The sequence below is a fragment of the Nocardioides cynanchi genome (assembly GCF_008761635.1).
In the GTDB taxonomy this organism is placed as follows: domain Bacteria; phylum Actinomycetota; class Actinomycetes; order Propionibacteriales; family Nocardioidaceae; genus Nocardioides; species Nocardioides cynanchi.
Map to the genome: position 1 here is coordinate 2,934,958 of NZ_CP044344.1, position 16,680 is coordinate 2,951,637.

Annotated in this window: 14 protein-coding genes and 1 tRNA gene; 10 read left to right on the top strand and 5 right to left on the bottom strand. The window is 71.8% G+C overall.

Annotated elements, in window-relative coordinates:
• Window positions 1-6: 6 nt before the first annotated feature.
• The gene (locus tag E3N83_RS14150) at window positions 7-2,730 is read left to right on the top strand and encodes a chorismate-binding protein (protein WP_191907813.1); all 2,724 of its coding nucleotides are present in this window, start codon (window positions 7-9) and stop codon (window positions 2,728-2,730) included.
• Window positions 2,731-3,406: 676 nt separating this feature from the next.
• Here the strand turns inward: E3N83_RS14150 and E3N83_RS14155 are convergent.
• The gene (locus tag E3N83_RS14155; protein WP_151083842.1) at window positions 3,407-3,862 is read right to left on the bottom strand and encodes an RsbRD N-terminal domain-containing protein; all 456 of its coding nucleotides are present in this window, start codon (window positions 3,860-3,862) and stop codon (window positions 3,407-3,409) included.
• Window positions 3,863-3,956: 94 nt separating this feature from the next.
• Window positions 3,957-4,043 (bottom strand) — tRNA-Leu (locus tag E3N83_RS14160).
• Between the two features lie 238 nt (window positions 4,044-4,281).
• Here E3N83_RS14160 and E3N83_RS14165 point away from each other — a divergent pair.
• From E3N83_RS14165 to pknB, 7 genes are all read left to right on the top strand, one after another.
• Entirely contained in the window at window positions 4,282-4,998 is a 717-nt protein-coding gene (locus tag E3N83_RS14165; RefSeq protein ID WP_151083843.1) for an FhaA domain-containing protein, read from the top strand.
• Window positions 4,991-5,464 (top strand): FHA domain-containing protein FhaB/FipA, encoded by a 474-nt coding sequence (locus E3N83_RS14170; RefSeq protein ID WP_151083844.1) that lies wholly within the window; start codon window positions 4,991-4,993, stop codon window positions 5,462-5,464. Before E3N83_RS14165 ends, E3N83_RS14170 begins: the two co-directional genes overlap by 8 nt.
• Window positions 5,461-6,744 carry a PP2C family protein-serine/threonine phosphatase gene (locus E3N83_RS14175; RefSeq protein ID WP_151083845.1) on the top strand — a complete coding sequence of 428 codons (1,284 nt, stop codon included), beginning with the start codon at window positions 5,461-5,463 and terminating at the stop codon, window positions 6,742-6,744. Before E3N83_RS14170 ends, E3N83_RS14175 begins: the two co-directional genes overlap by 4 nt.
• The gene (locus E3N83_RS14180; RefSeq protein WP_151083846.1) at window positions 6,744-8,147 is read left to right on the top strand and encodes an FtsW/RodA/SpoVE family cell cycle protein; all 1,404 of its coding nucleotides are present in this window, start codon (window positions 6,744-6,746) and stop codon (window positions 8,145-8,147) included. Before E3N83_RS14175 ends, E3N83_RS14180 begins: the two co-directional genes overlap by 1 nt.
• A gap of 67 nt (window positions 8,148-8,214) precedes the next feature.
• Entirely contained in the window at window positions 8,215-9,711 is a 1,497-nt protein-coding gene (locus E3N83_RS14185; protein ID WP_151083847.1) for a peptidoglycan D,D-transpeptidase FtsI family protein, read from the top strand.
• On the top strand, window positions 9,704-10,909 hold the full coding sequence (locus tag E3N83_RS14190; RefSeq protein WP_151083848.1) for a protein kinase domain-containing protein: 1,206 nt from the start codon (window positions 9,704-9,706) through the stop codon (window positions 10,907-10,909). Before E3N83_RS14185 ends, E3N83_RS14190 begins: the two co-directional genes overlap by 8 nt.
• A gap of 74 nt (window positions 10,910-10,983) precedes the next feature.
• Window positions 10,984-12,714: a Stk1 family PASTA domain-containing Ser/Thr kinase gene (gene pknB / locus E3N83_RS14195; protein WP_475442200.1), complete on the top strand. Its 1,731-nt coding sequence runs from the start codon at window positions 10,984-10,986 to the stop codon at window positions 12,712-12,714.
• Between the two features lie 4 nt (window positions 12,715-12,718).
• On the opposite strand, the gene E3N83_RS14200 is transcribed toward pknB, so the two are convergent.
• Window positions 12,719-13,564: a DUF881 domain-containing protein gene (locus E3N83_RS14200; protein WP_151083849.1), complete on the bottom strand. Its 846-nt coding sequence runs from the start codon at window positions 13,562-13,564 to the stop codon at window positions 12,719-12,721.
• A gap of 65 nt (window positions 13,565-13,629) precedes the next feature.
• Here E3N83_RS14200 and E3N83_RS14205 point away from each other — a divergent pair, with 65 nt between their 5' ends.
• A complete protein-coding gene (locus E3N83_RS14205) occupies window positions 13,630-14,097 on the top strand; it encodes a cell division protein CrgA (RefSeq protein WP_151083850.1) in 468 nt (155 codons plus the stop codon).
• 272 nt (window positions 14,098-14,369) lie between these two features.
• On the opposite strand, the gene E3N83_RS14210 is transcribed toward E3N83_RS14205, so the two are convergent.
• Together E3N83_RS14210 and E3N83_RS14215 are read right to left on the bottom strand one after the other, a co-directional pair.
• Window positions 14,370-15,302 carry a rhomboid family intramembrane serine protease gene (locus E3N83_RS14210; RefSeq protein WP_151083851.1) on the bottom strand — a complete coding sequence of 311 codons (933 nt, stop codon included), beginning with the start codon at window positions 15,300-15,302 and terminating at the stop codon, window positions 14,370-14,372.
• Window positions 15,303-15,331: 29 nt separating this feature from the next.
• Window positions 15,332-15,847, bottom strand: coding sequence for a peptidylprolyl isomerase (locus E3N83_RS14215; RefSeq protein WP_151083852.1), 516 nt, complete (start codon window positions 15,845-15,847; stop codon window positions 15,332-15,334).
• A 152-nt stretch (window positions 15,848-15,999) separates the two neighbouring features.
• Between E3N83_RS14215 and E3N83_RS14220 the strand changes: the two genes are divergently transcribed.
• Entirely contained in the window at window positions 16,000-16,677 is a 678-nt protein-coding gene (locus E3N83_RS14220; RefSeq protein ID WP_151083853.1) for a hypothetical protein, read from the top strand.
• The last annotated feature ends 3 nt before the right edge of the window (window positions 16,678-16,680 follow it).

Sequence of the window (16,680 nt, forward strand, 5' to 3'; positions counted from 1 at the left end):
CGACGCATGGCCCGACCCGACGTCCGTCCGCTGCCCCTCACCGGGACGCCGACCGACGTGCTGCGCCGCCTGCGTGGCGCACCGGGACTGGTCGCCCTGGTCGGGGACTGGTGCGGCGGTGGCGCGGTCCTGGCCTGGGAGCCGGCCGAGGTCCGGTCGGCCGACGGCGACCCCTTCGACCTTCCCCTACCGCCGATCACCGACGCCGGCGCGGCCCGGTTCGGCTGCGGCTGGGTCGCCCTGTGGGGCTACCAGCTCAACCGCCTGCTGGAGGCGGTGCCCCCTCCACCGCCGCGGCCCGACGCGCAGGCCGACCACTGGTGCGCGCGCTACGACTGGGTGATCCGGTACGACGCCGGGCAGGGTGCCTGGGCCTTCGAGACGGTGCTGGAGCCCGACCAGGCGACGGCAGCCCGGGACCGCGCGCTGGCCCGGCTGGCGAGCGGGTCGCCCGAGCCCCGCCCCTACGCGTTCACGACGTTCGTCATGGACGGTGGTGGCCCCGAGGCCTACCGGGCCGCGGTCGCCGAGGCGCGCAAGCTCATCCACCGCGGCGACATCTTCCAGGCCAACATCTGCACCCGGTTGGTCTCGCGGCTCGACGGCGACCCGCTCGACGCCTTCTGCGACGGGGTCGCCCTGCTCGCCCCGGCGTACGCCGCCTACGTCGACGCCGGTGAGCGCCAGGTCGTGAGCCTCTCGCCGGAGCTGTTCCTGCGCCGGGAGGCCCGCGAGGTCGTCACCCGGCCGATCAAGGGCACCGCGCCGGCCGGGCAGGACCCCGGCGTCCTGGCGCACTCGGCCAAGGACCGCGCCGAGAACGTGATGATCGTCGACCTGATGCGCAACGACCTCGGTCGGGTCTGCGAGGTGGGCTCGGTCCGGGTGCCACGGCTGGCGCTGGCCGAGGAGGGGGCCGGGGTGCGGCACCTGGTCTCCGAGGTCCGCGGGACGCTCCCTCCCGAGACGACCGACGCCGAGCTGCTGCGCGCGACCTTCCCGCCCGGATCGGTGACGGGGGCTCCCAAGGTGCGGGCGATGGAGGTCATCCACGAGCTCGAGGCGACAGGGCGCGAGCTGTACACCGGCTCGATCGGCTACCTCAGCCCGGTGGCGGGACTCGAGGCCAGCGTGGTGATCCGCACCTTCGAGATCGCCGACGGTCGGTGCTGGATCGGCGTGGGCTGCGGCATCGTCGCCGACTCCGACCCGGACGCCGAGGTCGCCGAGGCGTTCACCAAGGTCGACCCCCTGCTGGCCGCGGTGGGCGCGTCGCGCACCGCGTACCCGCCTGCTCCAACCCTCGATGCGGCGCCCGGTCACTCGACACCTCCCCGGCCGGTCGGGTCGCCGCCGGACGCTCCCGACGTCGGGAAGGGACTGCTCGAGACGGTGCTGGTCCGCGACGGGGTGGCGGTCGACCTGTCCGCGCATCTGGACCGGCTCGGCGACTCGGCGCTCGGGCTCTACGGCGAGCACGTCGACCGCGCACCGCTCGAGCACGCCGTACGACGTGCCGCGGCCGGGCGTGCGGGCCCGGCCCGGCTGAGGGTCACGTGGTCCCCCGCCGACAGGCGAGCGCACGTGGCGGCGCACGAGATCGACCCGCCGCGACTCGAGCCGCGGACGCTGGCGGTGGCCGGGCTGACCGGTGGCCTGGGCGCGCACAAGTGGACCGACCGCCGGCTGGTCGACCGGCTCCGCGCCGAGGCCGGCACCGACGACGTCCTGCTCGTCGACGAGGCCGGGCGGCTGCTGGAGTGCGGCACCGCCAACGTGTTCCTGGTCCTCGAGGGCGAGGTGGTGACCCCACCGACGGACGGGCGGATCCTGCCGGGCGTGACCCGCGCGCACGTCCTCGACCTGCTCCACCGGCGCGGCGTCCCGGTCGCCGAGCGCCCGGTCGCCCTGGCCGAGCTGCCCCGCGCCCGCGAGATCTTCACGGCCAGCTCGATCCGCGGCGTTCAGCCGGTGGTCGCGATCGGCGGGATCGGCGTCTGGCCGGCCGGGCGCACCACCCGCTGGCTGCACGGGACCCTCGCCCGGCCGTGGTCCGGCGACGTGATCACGACTCCCGACGAGCCGACCACGCGTCGTACCGACGCGCACGTCCTGATCCTCGACAACTACGACTCGTTCACCTACAACCTCGCCCAGCGGCTGCGCGGTCTGGGGGCCGTGGTCGACGTGGTCCGCAACGACCACATCGACGTGGCCACCCTGGAGACGGGTGCCGGTGACGGGTCCTTCACCCACCTGGTGATCTCACCCGGGCCCGGCACCCCCGACGACGCGGGCGTCAGCGTCGCCGCCGTGCGCGCGCTGGGTGCCCACACGCCGGTGCTCGGCGTCTGCCTCGGCCATCAGTGCATCGGGCAGGCGTACGGCGCGCGGGTGGTCCGGGCGCCGTGGCCCGTGCACGGCCAGCCCTCGTTGCTGCACCACGACGGCCGGGGGATCTACACCGGCCTGGACGGGCCGCTCGTCGCCGGCCGCTACCACTCGCTGGTGCTCGCCGACCTGCCGCGCGCGCTCCTGGCGACGGCGTTCAGCGGGGACGGCACGCTGATGGGGGTGCGCCACCGCTCGCACCCGGTCGAGGGCACCCAGGTGCACCCCGAGTCGATCCTGACGCCGCAGGGGAGCCGGCTGCTGCAGACGTTTTTGACCGCTCCGCGCCCCTCGCGGGCCCTAACTCGTCGTACGGCGGAAAGAATCTCGAAAAATTAGTCGCCAACCGCGTCACCATCCACCGATTCCGTCGTTCTACTGTCGAGGGTGCCTCCACCGCGAGGTCGGGCACCCGACGTCGGACATCGCCCGGGGGGACGATGGACGACAGGGGGGCTCTGCTCACGCCCGGGGGGACGGGAGCTAGGCGCCACTGCCCCCGCTCGCATCGCGAGCGGGGGCGCCTCTGATCTCGGGCGTCGCTGCGGCCGTCGTTCTGCAGCGCCGACCGCTCAGCCCCGGCGGCATCTGACGAGCCGGGGGTCGACTTCTCAGCCGAAACCGTCGCCTCTCGGCCGGAATTTCGGCTGAGGAGCGACGGTTTCCCCGGTGAACCGGGGAAACCTCCCCTCCCACCATTCAGGCCAACAGGAGCGTTCCGAGCCCGTCGGACGGTCCTTTCGATGGCCACTGGGGAGATCCGCCGTAAAAAGTTTCGCAAACCACGTCACCTCCCGCTGTTTTCGTCGTTTACTAGAGCGAAGGGGTTCGGCCGCACCGGCCGGACGCCGGATGTCCGACATCGCCCGGGGGGACGGTGAACGACATGGGGGGCTCTGCTCACGCCCGGGGGGACGGGAGCCAGGCGCCACTGCCCCCGCTCGCATCGCGAGCGGGGGCGCCTCACATTTCGGGCCGCCGACACCCGCCGCCGAACGACGTACCGGCTCCCGCGTCAGCGCTCGGTGCCCTCGAAGAGCTCGCTCAGGTCGAGGCTCGGGACCCGACGTTCGGTGGCCAGCGACACGTAGCGACGCGCCAGCGCGTCCTTGCCGAAGCCCAGGATCGTGCCCAGCAGGCCGATCGACTCGGCGAGCTCCTCGGGCGGCACCCCGGCGGCGACGCGGCGCCACATCGCCTCCTCGAGGGTGTTGAAGGCCGCCTGCACCTCGGAGATGTCGAAGCCGGCGGCGAAGCGCCGCTCCGCGATCCCCTCGCAGTAGGCGCTCACCGGACCGAGTCGCCGGTCGCGGAGTGCGGTCAGCACGAGGTCGAACAGCTCTCCGAGCCGGTCCCGGGTGAACTCGTCCCCGGCATGGTCGTAGTGAGAGACCGGCGAGCGCTTCAGCCCCGCGAACGCCTCGTCCAGCACATCGGATCTCTGTTGCACCAGCAGGACGTCCAGGTCCACGGCACTCACCTCTTCGTGGCCATGCTCGCACAGCGGGAGCCGCACCGATCGAGGGCACCATCCGCCGGAGGAGCAGCGTCGTGGGGACCGCTGGTGGTGCGCGAGGGGGGAGTTGAACCCCCACGTCCTTTCGGACACACGGACCTGAACCGTGCGCGTCTGCCTATTCCGCCACTCGCGCCAGAAGCGGGGCAAGGCTATCCCAGCGCGCTCGCCGCACCCAAACCGCCGCCCGGGCGCCGGTCGGGCACCCCCGCCGGCGGGCGTCGCCACTGGCTGAAGTCGGTCGCCCCGGCTGCGCCGGTTCGACCGGTCCTCACTGCGCCCCGATACCATCGGCGCAACCCGACGACGCTCGGGCCTCGTCCCAGTGGGGTGAGGGGACTGGAGTACTCAACGGGGCTGAGAGGAGGCGTGGCGTGAGCGGTCTGCAGAAATTCGAGCAGCGACTCGAGCAACTGGTCTCCGGGGCCTTCGCCAAGGCCTTCCGCAGCGCCGTTCAGCCGGTCGAGATCTCGGCCGCCCTCCAGCGCGAGTGCGACAACAACGCCCAGATCCTCTCCCGGCAGCGCCGGATGGTCCCCAACGACTTCCATGTCGAGCTCTCCCAGTCCGACCTCGACCGGCTCTCGCCGTACGACTCGGCCCTGGTCAGCGAGCTCACCACCCAGCTGCAGGAGTACGCCGAGAAGCAGAGCTACGTATTCTCCGGCCCGGTCGCCCTCGCCTTCGAGTCGGCCGACGACCTCACCATCGGCCGCTTCCGCGTCCGGAGCCGCGCTCACGCGGCGGTGGTCAGCAACGCCACCCACACCCAGGTACGCCGGGCCCGGGCCTATCTCGAGGTCAACGGCACCCGGCACCCGCTCCAGCCACCAGGCCTGGTCGTCGGACGCGGCAACGAGGCCGACCTGCGGATCAACGACCCGGGCGTGAGCCGACGTCACGTCCAGTTCACGGTGGACGAGTCGCCCGACGCCGGAGTCGCGATCGAGGTCTCGGATCTCGGCTCGACCAACGGCATGCTGGTCGACGGGCACCGGGTCGCCCGGGCCGCGCTCCACGACGGCTCCGAGGTCAAGGTCGGGCGGACGACGCTGACGGTGCGGGTCGTCGAGGAGGACGTCGATGTCTGAGCTGACCCTGTTCCTGATCAAGATCTCCTACCTGGCGATCCTCTGGATCTTCGTGCTGTCGGCGATCTCGGTGGTCCGCTCGGACATGTTCGGCGCGCGGGTCCCCCAGGGCGGCACCCGTGAGGCCGCGGCCCCCAAGGCCCGGCGCCAGCCCAAGCCCAAGGCCCGCAAGGGCTCCCCGACCCACGTGCTCGTGGTGGACGGCGCCAACCAGGGCGAGCGGGCCGAGCTCTCCGAGGCCCCGATCCTGATCGGCCGGGGCAGCGACGCGGCGATCCGCCTCGACGACGACTACGTCTCCACGCGGCACGCCCGGATCGCCTCCAGCGGCGACCAGTGGTTCGTGGAGGACCTCGGCTCGACCAACGGCACCTACATCGGCAGCGCCCGGATCACCCAGCCGACCACGCTGACCCTGGGCACCCAGGTGCGGATCGGCAAGACGCTCCTGGAGCTGCGCAAGTGACGCTCCGGCTGCAGTACGCCGCGATCTCCGACGTCGGGCGCGTGCGCAAGGACAACCAGGACTCCGGGTACGCCGGGCCCTGGCTGCTCACCGTGTGCGACGGCGTCGGCGGCGCTGCCCGCGGCGACCTGGCCTCGAGCACGGCGATCGGGCAGCTCCGCCGGATCGACCAGCCGCCCACGGACACCGCCGACACCGAGGCCCGCCTCGAGCTCGTCGCCGGTGCCCTGCACCGCGCCTCGGACCGGATCGGCGAGCTGGTCGACGAGGAGCCGTCCCTGAGCGGCACCAGCACCACCGCCACGGTCGCGCTCTTCGACGGTGAGCGGCTGGCGATGGGCCACGTCGGTGACAGCCGCGCCTACCTCTTCCGCGGGCACGAGATCAGCCAGCTCACCCACGACCACACGTTCGTCCAGAGCCTGATCGACGAGGGCCGGATCAACGAGGTCGACGCCCGCACCCACCCGCACCGCAACCTGATCCTGAAGGCCCTCGACGGGGTGCACGAGGTCGACGCCGACCTGTTCACCGTCGAGCTGGTCGAGCACGACCGGATCCTGCTGTGCAGCGACGGTGCCTCGGGCTCCCTCGACGACGGGCGGCTGGCCGACATCCTGGCCACCGGGTCCCCCGACTTCGCCGCCGTCGAGCTGGTCCGCGCCAGCCTCGAGGCCGGTAGCACCGACAACGTCACCTGCATCGTCGCCGACGTCGTGGCCGCCACGCCCGACGACGAGCCCGCCGTCCCGATGGTGGTCGGGTCCGCCGCCGAGCTCAAGCGCAAGCCCCGCACCGCCGGCTCGTTCTTCCGCGGCCACCGGGCCGGCGACACCGGCGAGCTCGACCCGGTCCCCGGTGACCTCGGCGTCGACCTGCCCCCCGGCACGGCGTACGCCTTCGACTCCGATCCCGAGACCGCCCGCTACGCACCGCGGCCGCCGGGCAGCTTCGTGTGGGTGCGTCGGATCCTCGTGACACTGGGCATCCTCGGCCTGGCCTGGATGGCCGGGGTGGCCGCCTGGAGCTGGAGCCAGCACCAGTACTACGTCGGCGAGCAGGGCGGCGTCGTCACCGTCTTCCGCGGCGTCAACGCCGACGTCCCCGGCATCGACCTCTCCCACGCCTATGAGTCCAGCAACGTCCGCGTCGACCAGCTGAGCACGTTCAACGCCGGCCAGGTCCAGCAGGGCATCGGCGCCAGCAGCCTGTACGACGCCGAGCGCACCGTGCAGCGGCTCGCCGCCAACCAGACGCCGACGACGACAGGCGGTGGCTGATGAGCCAGTCGGCGATCGGTCGGCCCGGCCAGGCCGTGGCCCAGTTCGTGCACCGTCGGCGGCGCGGAGCCGAGCTCTTTCTGCTCGTGCTCGCCCTCGTGGTCGGCGTCGGCGCTTACGCCGCGGTCGGCCTCGGGGTGAAGGGCACCGTCCCACCCGACATCGTCTCGTACGGCGGCTGGCTGGCCGTCCTGATCGTGATCGCGCACGTGGTGGTGCGGCTCGTCGCGCCGTACGCCGACCCGATCCTGCTGCCGATCGTGGCCGCCCTCAACGGCCTCGGCCTGGCCGTCATCCATCGTCTCGACCTGGCGCTCAACCAGCACTACGCGCGCCAGCAGCTGATCTGGATGACGCTGGGCGTCGCCCTGTTCGTGGCCACCCTGCTGGTGATCCGCGACCACCGGGTCCTCCAGCGCTTCACCTACACCAGCGGTCTCGCGGCGATCCTGCTGCTGCTGCTGCCGATGGCGCCGGTGATCGGCACCAGCGTGAACGGCGCCCGGATCTGGATCCACCTGGGGCCGTTGAGCTTCCAGCCCGGCGAGGTCGCCAAGGTGCTGCTGGTGATCACCTTCGCCGGCTACCTCGTGCTGCACCGCGACGCCCTGGCCCTGGCCGGTCGCCGGGTGGCGATGGTCGACCTGCCCCGCGGCCGAGACCTCGGCCCGATCCTGGCGATGTGGGTGGTCAGCCTCGGCATCCTGGTCTTCCAGCACGACCTGGGCTCGAGCCTGCTGTTCTTCGGGCTCTTCCTGATCATGCTGTACGTCGCCACCGAGCGGGCCGGCTGGCTCGTCGTCGGCGCCGTCCTGTTCGCGGCCGGCTCCTACGCGACATACCTCTTCATCGGCCACGTCCGTGAGCGCATCGACCTGTGGTCCAACGTCTGGGCCCACTACGGCCAGGGCACCGACGACCGCGGCCGGCAGACCGTCGAGACGATGTTCGGGATGGCCTGGGGCGGGCTGCTCGGGCGTGGCCTCGGCCAGGGCTCCCCCTGGCGGATCTCCTTCGCCTGGAGCGACTTCATCTTCGGCTCCATCGGCGAGGAGCTCGGCCTGACCGGCTCGATCGCGGTGATCCTGCTCTACGGGCTGATCGTCGAGCGGGCCTTCCGGGCCGCGCTGATCAGCCGCGACGACATCGGCAAGCTGCTGGCCACCGGGCTCGGCGGCGCGGTGGCGCTCCAGGTGTTCGTGGTGATCGCCGGGGTCACCCACCTGATCCCGCTGACCGGGCTGACCACGCCGTTCCTGTCGTACGGCGGGTCGTCCCTGATCGCGAACTGGGTGATCGTGGCGCTCCTGCTCCGGATCTCCGACTCCGCCCGCCGACCACCACCCGACCTGTGGCAGCCCGACGACAACGACATGGAGACCACCCAGGTGGTCAAGCTATGAGTCACCCCACGCTGTTCTCCGGCTCCCCCGCCTCGTTCCTCCGACGAACGACACCGGGGGGTCTCCGATGAACAAGCCGATCCGCACGGTCGCGATCTTCTGCCTGCTGCTGTTCCTCGCGCTGGCCCTCAACGCGACCTATCTGCAGTACTACCACGCCAGCGCGCTCAACGACCGGGCCGGCAACGGGCGGGTGGCCACCGCGACCTTCAGCCGGGAGCGCGGAGCGATCCTGGTCGGCGGCCAGCCGATCGCGCAGAGCATCCCGAGCAACGACCAGTACAAGTACCAGCGCGTCTACAAGCAGCCGTTCATGTACGCGCCGGTCACCGGCTGGTACACCTTCGGGAACCAGACCGGCATCGAGCAGCAGGACAACAACTTCCTCTCCGGTGAGGACGACCGGCTCTTCGTGAACCGCCTCGTCGACCTCGTCAACGGCAACGCCAGCAAGGGCGGCAACGTCGTGCTGACGATCAACCCGGCCGCGCAGAAGGCCGCGTTCGACGGCCTGAAGGCGCTCGGGCCGGGGATCGAGGGCTCGGTGGTCGCGATGGACCCCAGCACCGGCAAGATCCTGGCGATGGTCTCGCTGCCGACCTACAACCCCAACAAGCTGGCGAGCCACGACTTCAAGGCGGCCAACGCCTACGCCACCCAGCTGTCGAAGGCGCCCGGCGACCCGCTCCTCAACCGCGCGGTGCAGACCACGCTCGCCCCCGGGTCGACGTTCAAGGTCGTGACCGCGTCGGCGGCGATCCAGAGCGGGAGCTACACCTCCAGCTCCCTGGTGCCCGGCGGCCCCAGCTACCGGCTGCCCGGCTCGACCAACGTCGTGCACAACGAGATCCCCAACTGCGGCACCGGCAAGATCCCCTTCATCCAGGCTATGGAGTTCTCCTGCAACACCAGCTTCGCACCGCTCGCGGTCGAGGTCGGCGCGAGCGGCATGCACAGCACCGCCGAGGGCTTCGGCTTCAACCAGAGCTACCTCCAGGACTTCCCCGGCCAGGCGGTCTCGCAGTACCCCGCCGGGATGGACGACGCCCAGACCGCCCTGTCCGGCTTCGGCCAGAGCTCGGTGACCGCCACCCCGCTCCAGATGGCGATGGTGTCGGCGGCGATCGGCAACCACGGGGTCGTGATGCGGCCCTACATCACCGACGAGCTCCAGTCCCCGTCGCAGGAGCCGATCGTGCCGGGTCACTCCGAGGAGCTCAGCCAGGCCGTGTCGCGGACCACCGCCAGCGAGGTGACCAAGCTGATGGTGGCCGTGGTGCAGCACGGCACGGCGATCCCGGCGGCGATCCCCGGTGTGGTGGTCGCGGCCAAGACCGGCACCGCGCAGAGCGGCCAGTTCCACAACGGCGTCGAGGACCCGCCGTACGCCTGGTTCACGTCGTTCGCGCCGGCCTCGACCTCGCCGGACGGTCCCGCCGCGAAGGTGGCGGTGGCGGTGATGATCCAGCACATCAACCGCCCGACCAGCGAGATCGCCGGTGGCACCCTCGGCGGCCCGATCGCGAAGGCGGTCATGGAGGCGGTGCTGAGGTCCCATGGCTGACCAGGGCGCGTCGTACGCCGACGCCGCGGAGCGCTACCGCCTCGACCGCCGGATCGCGACCGGCGGGATGGGCGAGGTCTGGTACGCCACCGACACGGTCCTGGACCGCGCGGTCGCCGTGAAGCTGCTCAAGCAGGAGCACGCCGACGACGCCGTGTTCCGCTCGCGCTTCGAGGTGGAGGCACGGCATGCCGCCGCCCTGCGGCACCCCGGGGTCGCCCAGGTCTTCGACTTCGGCGCGGGAGACGAGCAGCACGCGCCGTTCCTGGTGATGGAGTACGTCGACGGGCAGCCGCTCTCGGCGCTGCTCCGCTCCGGCGAGCCGATGGACCCGGCTGCGGCCGGCGCCCTGCTGGCCGGTGCCGCCGACGCGATCGGGGCCGCCCACGCGCAGGGGATCGTGCACCGCGACGTGAAGCCGGGCAACCTCCTGGTCACCCCCGACCACCGGGTCAAGATCACCGACTTCGGCATCGCCCGGGCCGCCGACGGCCTGGCACTGACCCGCACCGGCGAGGTGATGGGCACTCCGCAGTACCTCTCCCCGGAGCAGGCCGAGGGCAAGCCCGCCAGCCCGGCCTCCGACGTCTACTCGCTCGGCGCGGTCGCGTTCGAGTGTCTGGTCGGGCGGCGTCCGTTCGTGGCGGAGTCCGCGATCGCCACGGCCCTGGCCCACCTCCGCGAGCCGGTGCCGGAGCTTCCCGACACCGTCCCCCCGGCCCTGGCCGACGTCGTACGCCGTGCCCTGGCGAAGGATCCCGACGACCGGTACGCCGACGGCACCGCCCTCGCCACCGCGATCCGCTCCGCCCTCGTGCCGCTCGACGGGGCCGCCGACCCGGCGCCGACGCGGGTGCTCACTGCAGCAGTGCCCGTGCCCGCACCGACCCCGGTCGGGGACGACCACGGGTGGCGCGACCGCGCGGCCCGGGTGCCGGCTCCGCTGTGGGCGGTGGCCGGGGTCTTCGTCCTGCTCGTCGTCGTCGCCGGGGCAGCGAACCTTGCCGGCGGGGGCGGCTCGACGCCGACCAAGCCCGGCCCCACCGGCCACACCACCTCCCGTTCGAGCACCCCGTCGAGCACCACGACCTCGGCCACGCAGCAGACTCAGGCGACGCACACGCCCCCGACGCACGCTCCCAAGCCACCCAACGACCACGGTCCCAAGCACGGCCACAAGGGGAAGGGCCACAAGTGACTCCCGAGAACACCGACGGACAGCCGCTGGTCGGCGGGCGCTACGCGCTCGGCGAGCTGCTCGGGCGCGGCGGCATGGCGGAGGTCCGTAAGGGCACCGACACCCGGCTCGGGCGGACGGTGGCGGTCAAGCGACTCCGCACCGACCTGGCCAGCGACGTCACCTTCCAGGCCAGGTTCCGCCGCGAGGCGCAGAGCTCCGCCTCGCTCAACCACCCGTCGATCGTCGCCGTGTACGACACCGGCGAGGAGCCGGCCACCGACGGCTCCGGGGTCTCCCAGCCCTACATCGTGATGGAGTTCGTGGCCGGCCGGACCCTGCGCGACATCCTGCGTGAGGGTCGCAAGATCCTGCCCGAGCGGGCCCTGGAGATCACCAGCGGTGTGCTGTCGGCCCTGGACTACAGCCACCGCGCCGGGATCATCCACCGCGACATCAAGCCCGGCAACGTGATGCTCACGCCCTCCGGAGACGTGAAGGTGATGGACTTCGGCATCGCCCGGGCGATCTCCGACGCCTCCAACACGATGACCCAGACGGCCGCGGTCGTCGGTACGGCGCAGTACCTCTCCCCCGAGCAGGCGCGCGGCGAGCCGGTCGACTCTCGCTCCGACGTCTACTCCGCCGGCTGCCTGCTCTACGAGCTGCTCACCGGCCGCCCGCCGTTCATCGGCGACTCCCCGGTGGCGGTGGCCTACCAGCACGTCCGCGAGCCGGCGATGCCGCCGTCCGACCACGACGACGAGCTGCCGCCCGAGGTCGACGCGATCGTGATGAAGTCGCTGGCCAAGCGGGTCGAGGACCGCTACCAGAGCGCCGCGGCGATGCGCAGCGACATCGAGCGCTATCTCGCCGGGCATCCGGTCCACGTGCTGCCGCCACCGCCGCCGCCGGTGGAGTCGCCGATGACCGCGACCACGCGCACCACGGTGGTCCCGCCGGTCCCGGTGCCGGTCCCCCTCCCGGTGGAGGAGGACGTCGAGGACGACCGGGGCAGCCGACCCGGCCTGCTGATCTTCCTGGCGCTGCTGCTGCTGGTGGTGCTCGGGCTGGCGGCGTACTTCCTGCCCAAGATGTTCGAGAGCCCGAACAACCAGGTGCAGGTGCCGCGGGTGATCGGGATGAGCATCGCCAAGGCCCGGACCACGATCGGCGACGCGAAGCTCGCCGTGCCGCAACCGAGCTACCAGCACAGCGCGACGGTGCCGAAGAACCGCGTGATCAGCCAGGACCCCGCCCCGGGCGGCTACGTCGACCAGGGCAGCGACGTCAACCTGACGGTCTCGCTCGGCGCGCAGTCGACCCAGGTGCCCTACCTGATCGGCCAGACCCAGGCGCAGGCCGACGCGGCGCTGACGGCGGCGCACCTCAAGGGCGTCTTCAAGCAGGTCAAGTCCGACCAGCCTCAGGGGACGGTGATCTCGACCGACCCGGCCGCCGGCTCGCCGCTGCCCCGGGGGGCGAGCGTCAACGTCTCGATCTCACGAGGACCCTCGAAGATCCCCGACGTGGTGGGCCTGCTGCAGGCCGACGCGGAGCAGAAGCTGCGCGCTGCCGGCTTCGTCCCCTCGGTCAAGCCCGACGACACCTCGACCGAGCCGCAGGGCACGGTCACCCAGCAGGTCCCGGACGCGCACCAGACGGCTGCCCAGGGCTCGACGGTCTACATCTTCGTCTCGTCGGGTCCGAGCCAGCCGACGTCCCCGCCGACCACCCCACCCACGAGCCCGCCGACCAGTGTCCCGACCAGCCCGACCACCTCGCCGTCCGCGAAGCCGTCGCGGCCGGGTGGTGGCCCGACGTGATCGGTCAGCTCCCGGAAGAGCTCGGGGAGAGCACTCTCGCGTAGGTCAGGCCGAGCAGGCCGTCGTACCCCGGCAGGTTCAGGTCGGGCTCGACGCGGAGATCCCAGCCGACGTTGATCGCGGGGTCCTCGGCGTCTGCGCGGTAGACCTGCAGGTAGGAGTCGCGGGCGATCGAGGACGACAACGCGGCCGGGTCCCCGACCGCGGAGATCACGTAGGGCTGGCTGTAGGGCACGCCCTGGAGCTGGACGGCGTTGCCGATGCAGCGGATGCCGGTCGTCCCGACGACGCGCTGACCCTGGATCGTGACCGCCTGGGCGCCGCCCTTCCACATCGCGTTGACGACCGCCTGGATGTCTTGCTGGTGCACCACCAGGAGGCGGTTGTCGGGAGCGGTCGGGCCGTCCGCACTGGTGCTGTGCGGCGCGTCGGTGAGGGTCACGGTCAGCCCCGGACCGCTGACCGGCTCGAGGCCGGCGAGGACCTTCATCCGGGCGGTCTTGCGGGTGACCCGGCGGACCTGCTTGTTGTCGGACTGGCTGTTGAGCTGGGTGATCTGGGCGTTCAGGTCGGCGACCCGCTGCTTGAGCGCGTCGTACTGCGCCGCGTCGACGCGGACGAACGACGCCAGGTCGGTGTAGCGGCCGGGGCGCAGGTCGGTCCCGCCGCTGTTGTGCGCGCTGACCACGAAGAGCGTGCCGCTGAGCAGGCCGACGACGGGGGTGGCCACCCGCCAGACCGGGGACCTCGAGGCGCCCTGCCGGTGCGCCGTCGGTCCGGGCCCGTCGACGCCGTCGCCGGGCGCGGTGCGCCGCACCCGGGGGAGGCTGACGTGGGGCCACCGCTTCATGCCGACTAAGGTAACCCGCGATCAGTCGAGTCGACGCCCGAGGCGTCAGGCGTGGAGGAGTGAACGTGGCCAAGCTCAAGGCCCGCCCGGGTTTCACAGATCCCGACCGGGGGCCGCTGATCAGTGTGCGCTTCGTGATCTGCCTCGTGCTGATGGTGCTCGGGGTGGCCTGGGTCGTCTACTACTACGCCGCGGTGCGCGTCGACCCCAACGCCTTCCCGCCGCCCAAGCCCGGCTCGCCGCACTTCATGGCCTCGATGCTGCGCTGGAACTACGCGGTCGGCTTCGGGCTGTTCTTCCTCGGCCTGCTGCTCGCCGCGCACCCCGCCACGCCGCTGGGCCGCGGTCGCGGCGTCGTGGTCGGGATGCTGGCCTGCTTCCTGCTCGGGCTGGTCTGGATCTGCACCTTCTACGTGCTCTCGGGTGCCCAGCTGCCGAAGGTCCCGGTCTTCAACGACCTCAACCAGTTCAACCTGCTGGTCGGCATCGGTTTCATGGCGGTGGGCTTCTCCTACGCCACGCGCTGGGAGTGAGCGCGCCGGGAGCGAGCTTGCGAGCTCCCGATCAGCGCGAGACCTCCGGGCCGTGCTCGGCTCGGACGGAGCGAAGCGACGGACGAGCGACACGGCCCGGTCCCCGGTCGCTCAGCGGAGCGTACGGCCAGACGTCATCCGTTCCCCCTCCCCACGACAACCTGCATGACGTCACCAGAGCTCCCGGGAGTTATCCCCACCTGTGCACTCACCTGTGGAGAACTACACGCGTGTGATTCTCCCCAGGCTCATCCCCAGCTGGGGACAGACCGTCAGTTGAGAGTGGCGGTGCGGGCCACGACTGCCAGCACGACCAGGAGCGCGACGGCGCCGAAGCCGGCCGCCTGCCACGTCGTACGGCGCTCGCGGGGTGCGTAGGCGAGGACCGCGGCCAGCACCACACCACCGAGGAAGCCCCCGAGGTGTCCCTGCCAGGAGATGAAGCCGCGGCCGAGGAACGTGAGGGCGAAGTTGAGCCCGACCCAGCCGAGCAGCGGCCTGACGTCGGCCTTGACCTTGAGGGCCAGCACGATCAGGGCCCCCATCAGGCCGAACAGCGCGCCGGAGGCACCGAGCGTCGGCGTGTCCGGCGTGGAGAGCCAGTAGACGACCGCCGAGCCGACCAGGCCCGAGAGGAGGTACAGGCCGATGAACCGCAGCCGTCCCAGGACCAGCTCGAGCTGGGGTCCGAGCACCCAGAGCGCGATCATGTTGAAGCCGATGTGCCAGATCTCGACGTGGGCGAACATGCTGGTGAGGAGCTGCCAGACGTCTCCGCCCGCGACCCCGCCCCAGTGCCCGTCGGGCGTCAGCGCGCACTGGGCCTCGGTGACCGCCCGCGGGTAGTAGCTGCCCGGATGGTCGCCGGCGCTGCAGACCCGCGGCGTCAGGGCGAGCCGCTCGACCCACGTGCTGGTGGCGCCCCCGGTGCTGATGATCAGCACCCACACCGCGAGGTTGACCGCGATCAGGGTCCTCGACACCACCCCGGGGTTGGCAGGCCGCGCCCCGCCGTACGGCGTACGGCCCGAGCGGGTGTCCTTCTTGCCCTGGGCGATGCAGGAGGGGCACTGGAAGCCCACGGCGGCGTCGCGCATGCAGTCCGGGCAGATCGGCTTCTCACACCGCTGGCAGCGGATGTAGGTCTCGCGGCCGGGGTGGCGGTAGCACGTCGGGACGCCGGCGGAGCCCTCCGCCGGCGTCATTGCCCCGGAGCCGGGGCCGTCCGAGGTGCTCAGGAGCGCCTGATCTCGACGGTCTCGATCACCACCGGCTCGACCGGCCGGTCACCCGCGCCGGTCCGGGTGGTCGCGATCGTGTCGACGACGTCCCGGGAGTCCTGGTCGGCGACCTCACCGAAGATGGTGTGCTTGAAGTTCAGGTGCGGCGTGGGTCCGACGGTGATGAAGAACTGCGAGCCGTTGGTGCCGGGGCCGGCGTTGGCCATCGCGAGGAGGTAGGGCTTGTCGAAGACCAGCTCGGGGTGCGGCTCGTCCTTGAAGGTGTAGCCCGGGCCGCCGGTGCCGGTGCCCTTCGGGCACCCGCCCTGGATCATGAACCCGGAGATCACGCGGTGGAAGCCGAGCCCGTCGTAGAACGGCACACCCGAGCGACCGGCGTCGTCGTGGTAGTCCTTGGTGCCCTCGGCCAGCCCGGTGAAGTTGGCCACCGTCTCGGGCGCATGGTCGGGGAACAGGTTGATCGTGATGTCGCCCCGGTTGGTCTTCAGGACGGCCTGCTGGTCAGCCATGGGTGCCTCTTCCGTGATGGATGTCGATGCCCCAGATCCTCCCATGTGCGGCAACCCGGTCGGACATGGGTCAGGTCGTGGTGGGGCCCGCCCTGTTGGGTACGTGGTGGACGTGATGGGATGGAGAGAATCAGACGAGAGAAAGGGTCGCCATGCGCATCCGTCGTAAGAAGACGCTGATCGAGCAGGCCGCCGACTATGTGGAGGCTGCGGTCGAGACCGCGCGGGAGAAGGCCGGCCCGATCCTGGCCGACGCGCGCGACAAGGCCGGCCCGGCCCTGGCCGACGCGCGCGACAAGGCCGGCCCGATCCTGGCCGACGCCCGTGACAAGGCCGGCCCGGTGCTCGCCGACGCGCGCAGCAAGGCCGCTCCGTTGCTGGCCCAGAGCGCAGCCGTCGCGTCCGAGCGCGCCTCGGCCGCGGTCGAGCTGGCTGCCGACAAGGCCGCCACGGGTCGTGACCTGGCTGCCGCCAAGGCCGCCGAGCTGCGGGGCCAGCCGAAGAAGAAGCACCGCCTGCGCAAGGTGCTGGTGCTGACCGGCATCGCGGGGCTGCTCGGTTTCCTCTACAAGAAGGCCCAGTCCTCCTCGGACAAGGAGAACTGGCAGTCCTCCTACACCCCGGCACCGCCGCCGCGGGCCGCGTCCGAGACCCCGATCTTCGATGCCGCCGCCGCAGCCTCCGACGAGCCGGTCGGTGACGACGAGGGTGGCGCCGGCCCCGACGAGGCTCTCGCCGACGCCGTGGACGAGCAGCACCCCGTCACCACGCCCGACGAGCCCGCCGAGGTGGTCGACCTGGAGGCCGAGGGCGACAAGCCCAAGCCCTGAGGG

Bases quoted from the DNA above. Each gene is read 5' to 3' on its own strand.
- E3N83_RS14150 (WP_191907813.1), top strand. From the start codon at position 7: ATGGCCCGACCCGACGTCCGTCCGCTGCCCCTCACCGGGACGCCGACC.
- E3N83_RS14170 (WP_151083844.1), top strand. From the start codon at position 4,991: ATGTCTGAGCTGACCCTGTTCCTGATCAAGATCTCCTACCTGGCGATC.
- E3N83_RS14180 (WP_151083846.1), top strand. From the start codon at position 6,744: ATGAGCCAGTCGGCGATCGGTCGGCCCGGCCAGGCCGTGGCCCAGTTC.
- E3N83_RS14185 (WP_151083847.1), top strand. From the start codon at position 8,215: ATGAACAAGCCGATCCGCACGGTCGCGATCTTCTGCCTGCTGCTGTTC.
- E3N83_RS14190 (WP_151083848.1), top strand. From the start codon at position 9,704: ATGGCTGACCAGGGCGCGTCGTACGCCGACGCCGCGGAGCGCTACCGC.
- pknB (WP_475442200.1), top strand. From the start codon at position 10,984: ATGGCGGAGGTCCGTAAGGGCACCGACACCCGGCTCGGGCGGACGGTG.
- E3N83_RS14200 (WP_151083849.1), bottom strand. From the start codon at position 13,564: ATGAAGCGGTGGCCCCACGTCAGCCTCCCCCGGGTGCGGCGCACCGCG.
- E3N83_RS14210 (WP_151083851.1), bottom strand. From the start codon at position 15,302: ATGACGCCGGCGGAGGGCTCCGCCGGCGTCCCGACGTGCTACCGCCAC.
- E3N83_RS14215 (WP_151083852.1), bottom strand. From the start codon at position 15,847: ATGGCTGACCAGCAGGCCGTCCTGAAGACCAACCGGGGCGACATCACG.
- E3N83_RS14220 (WP_151083853.1), top strand. From the start codon at position 16,000: ATGCGCATCCGTCGTAAGAAGACGCTGATCGAGCAGGCCGCCGACTAT.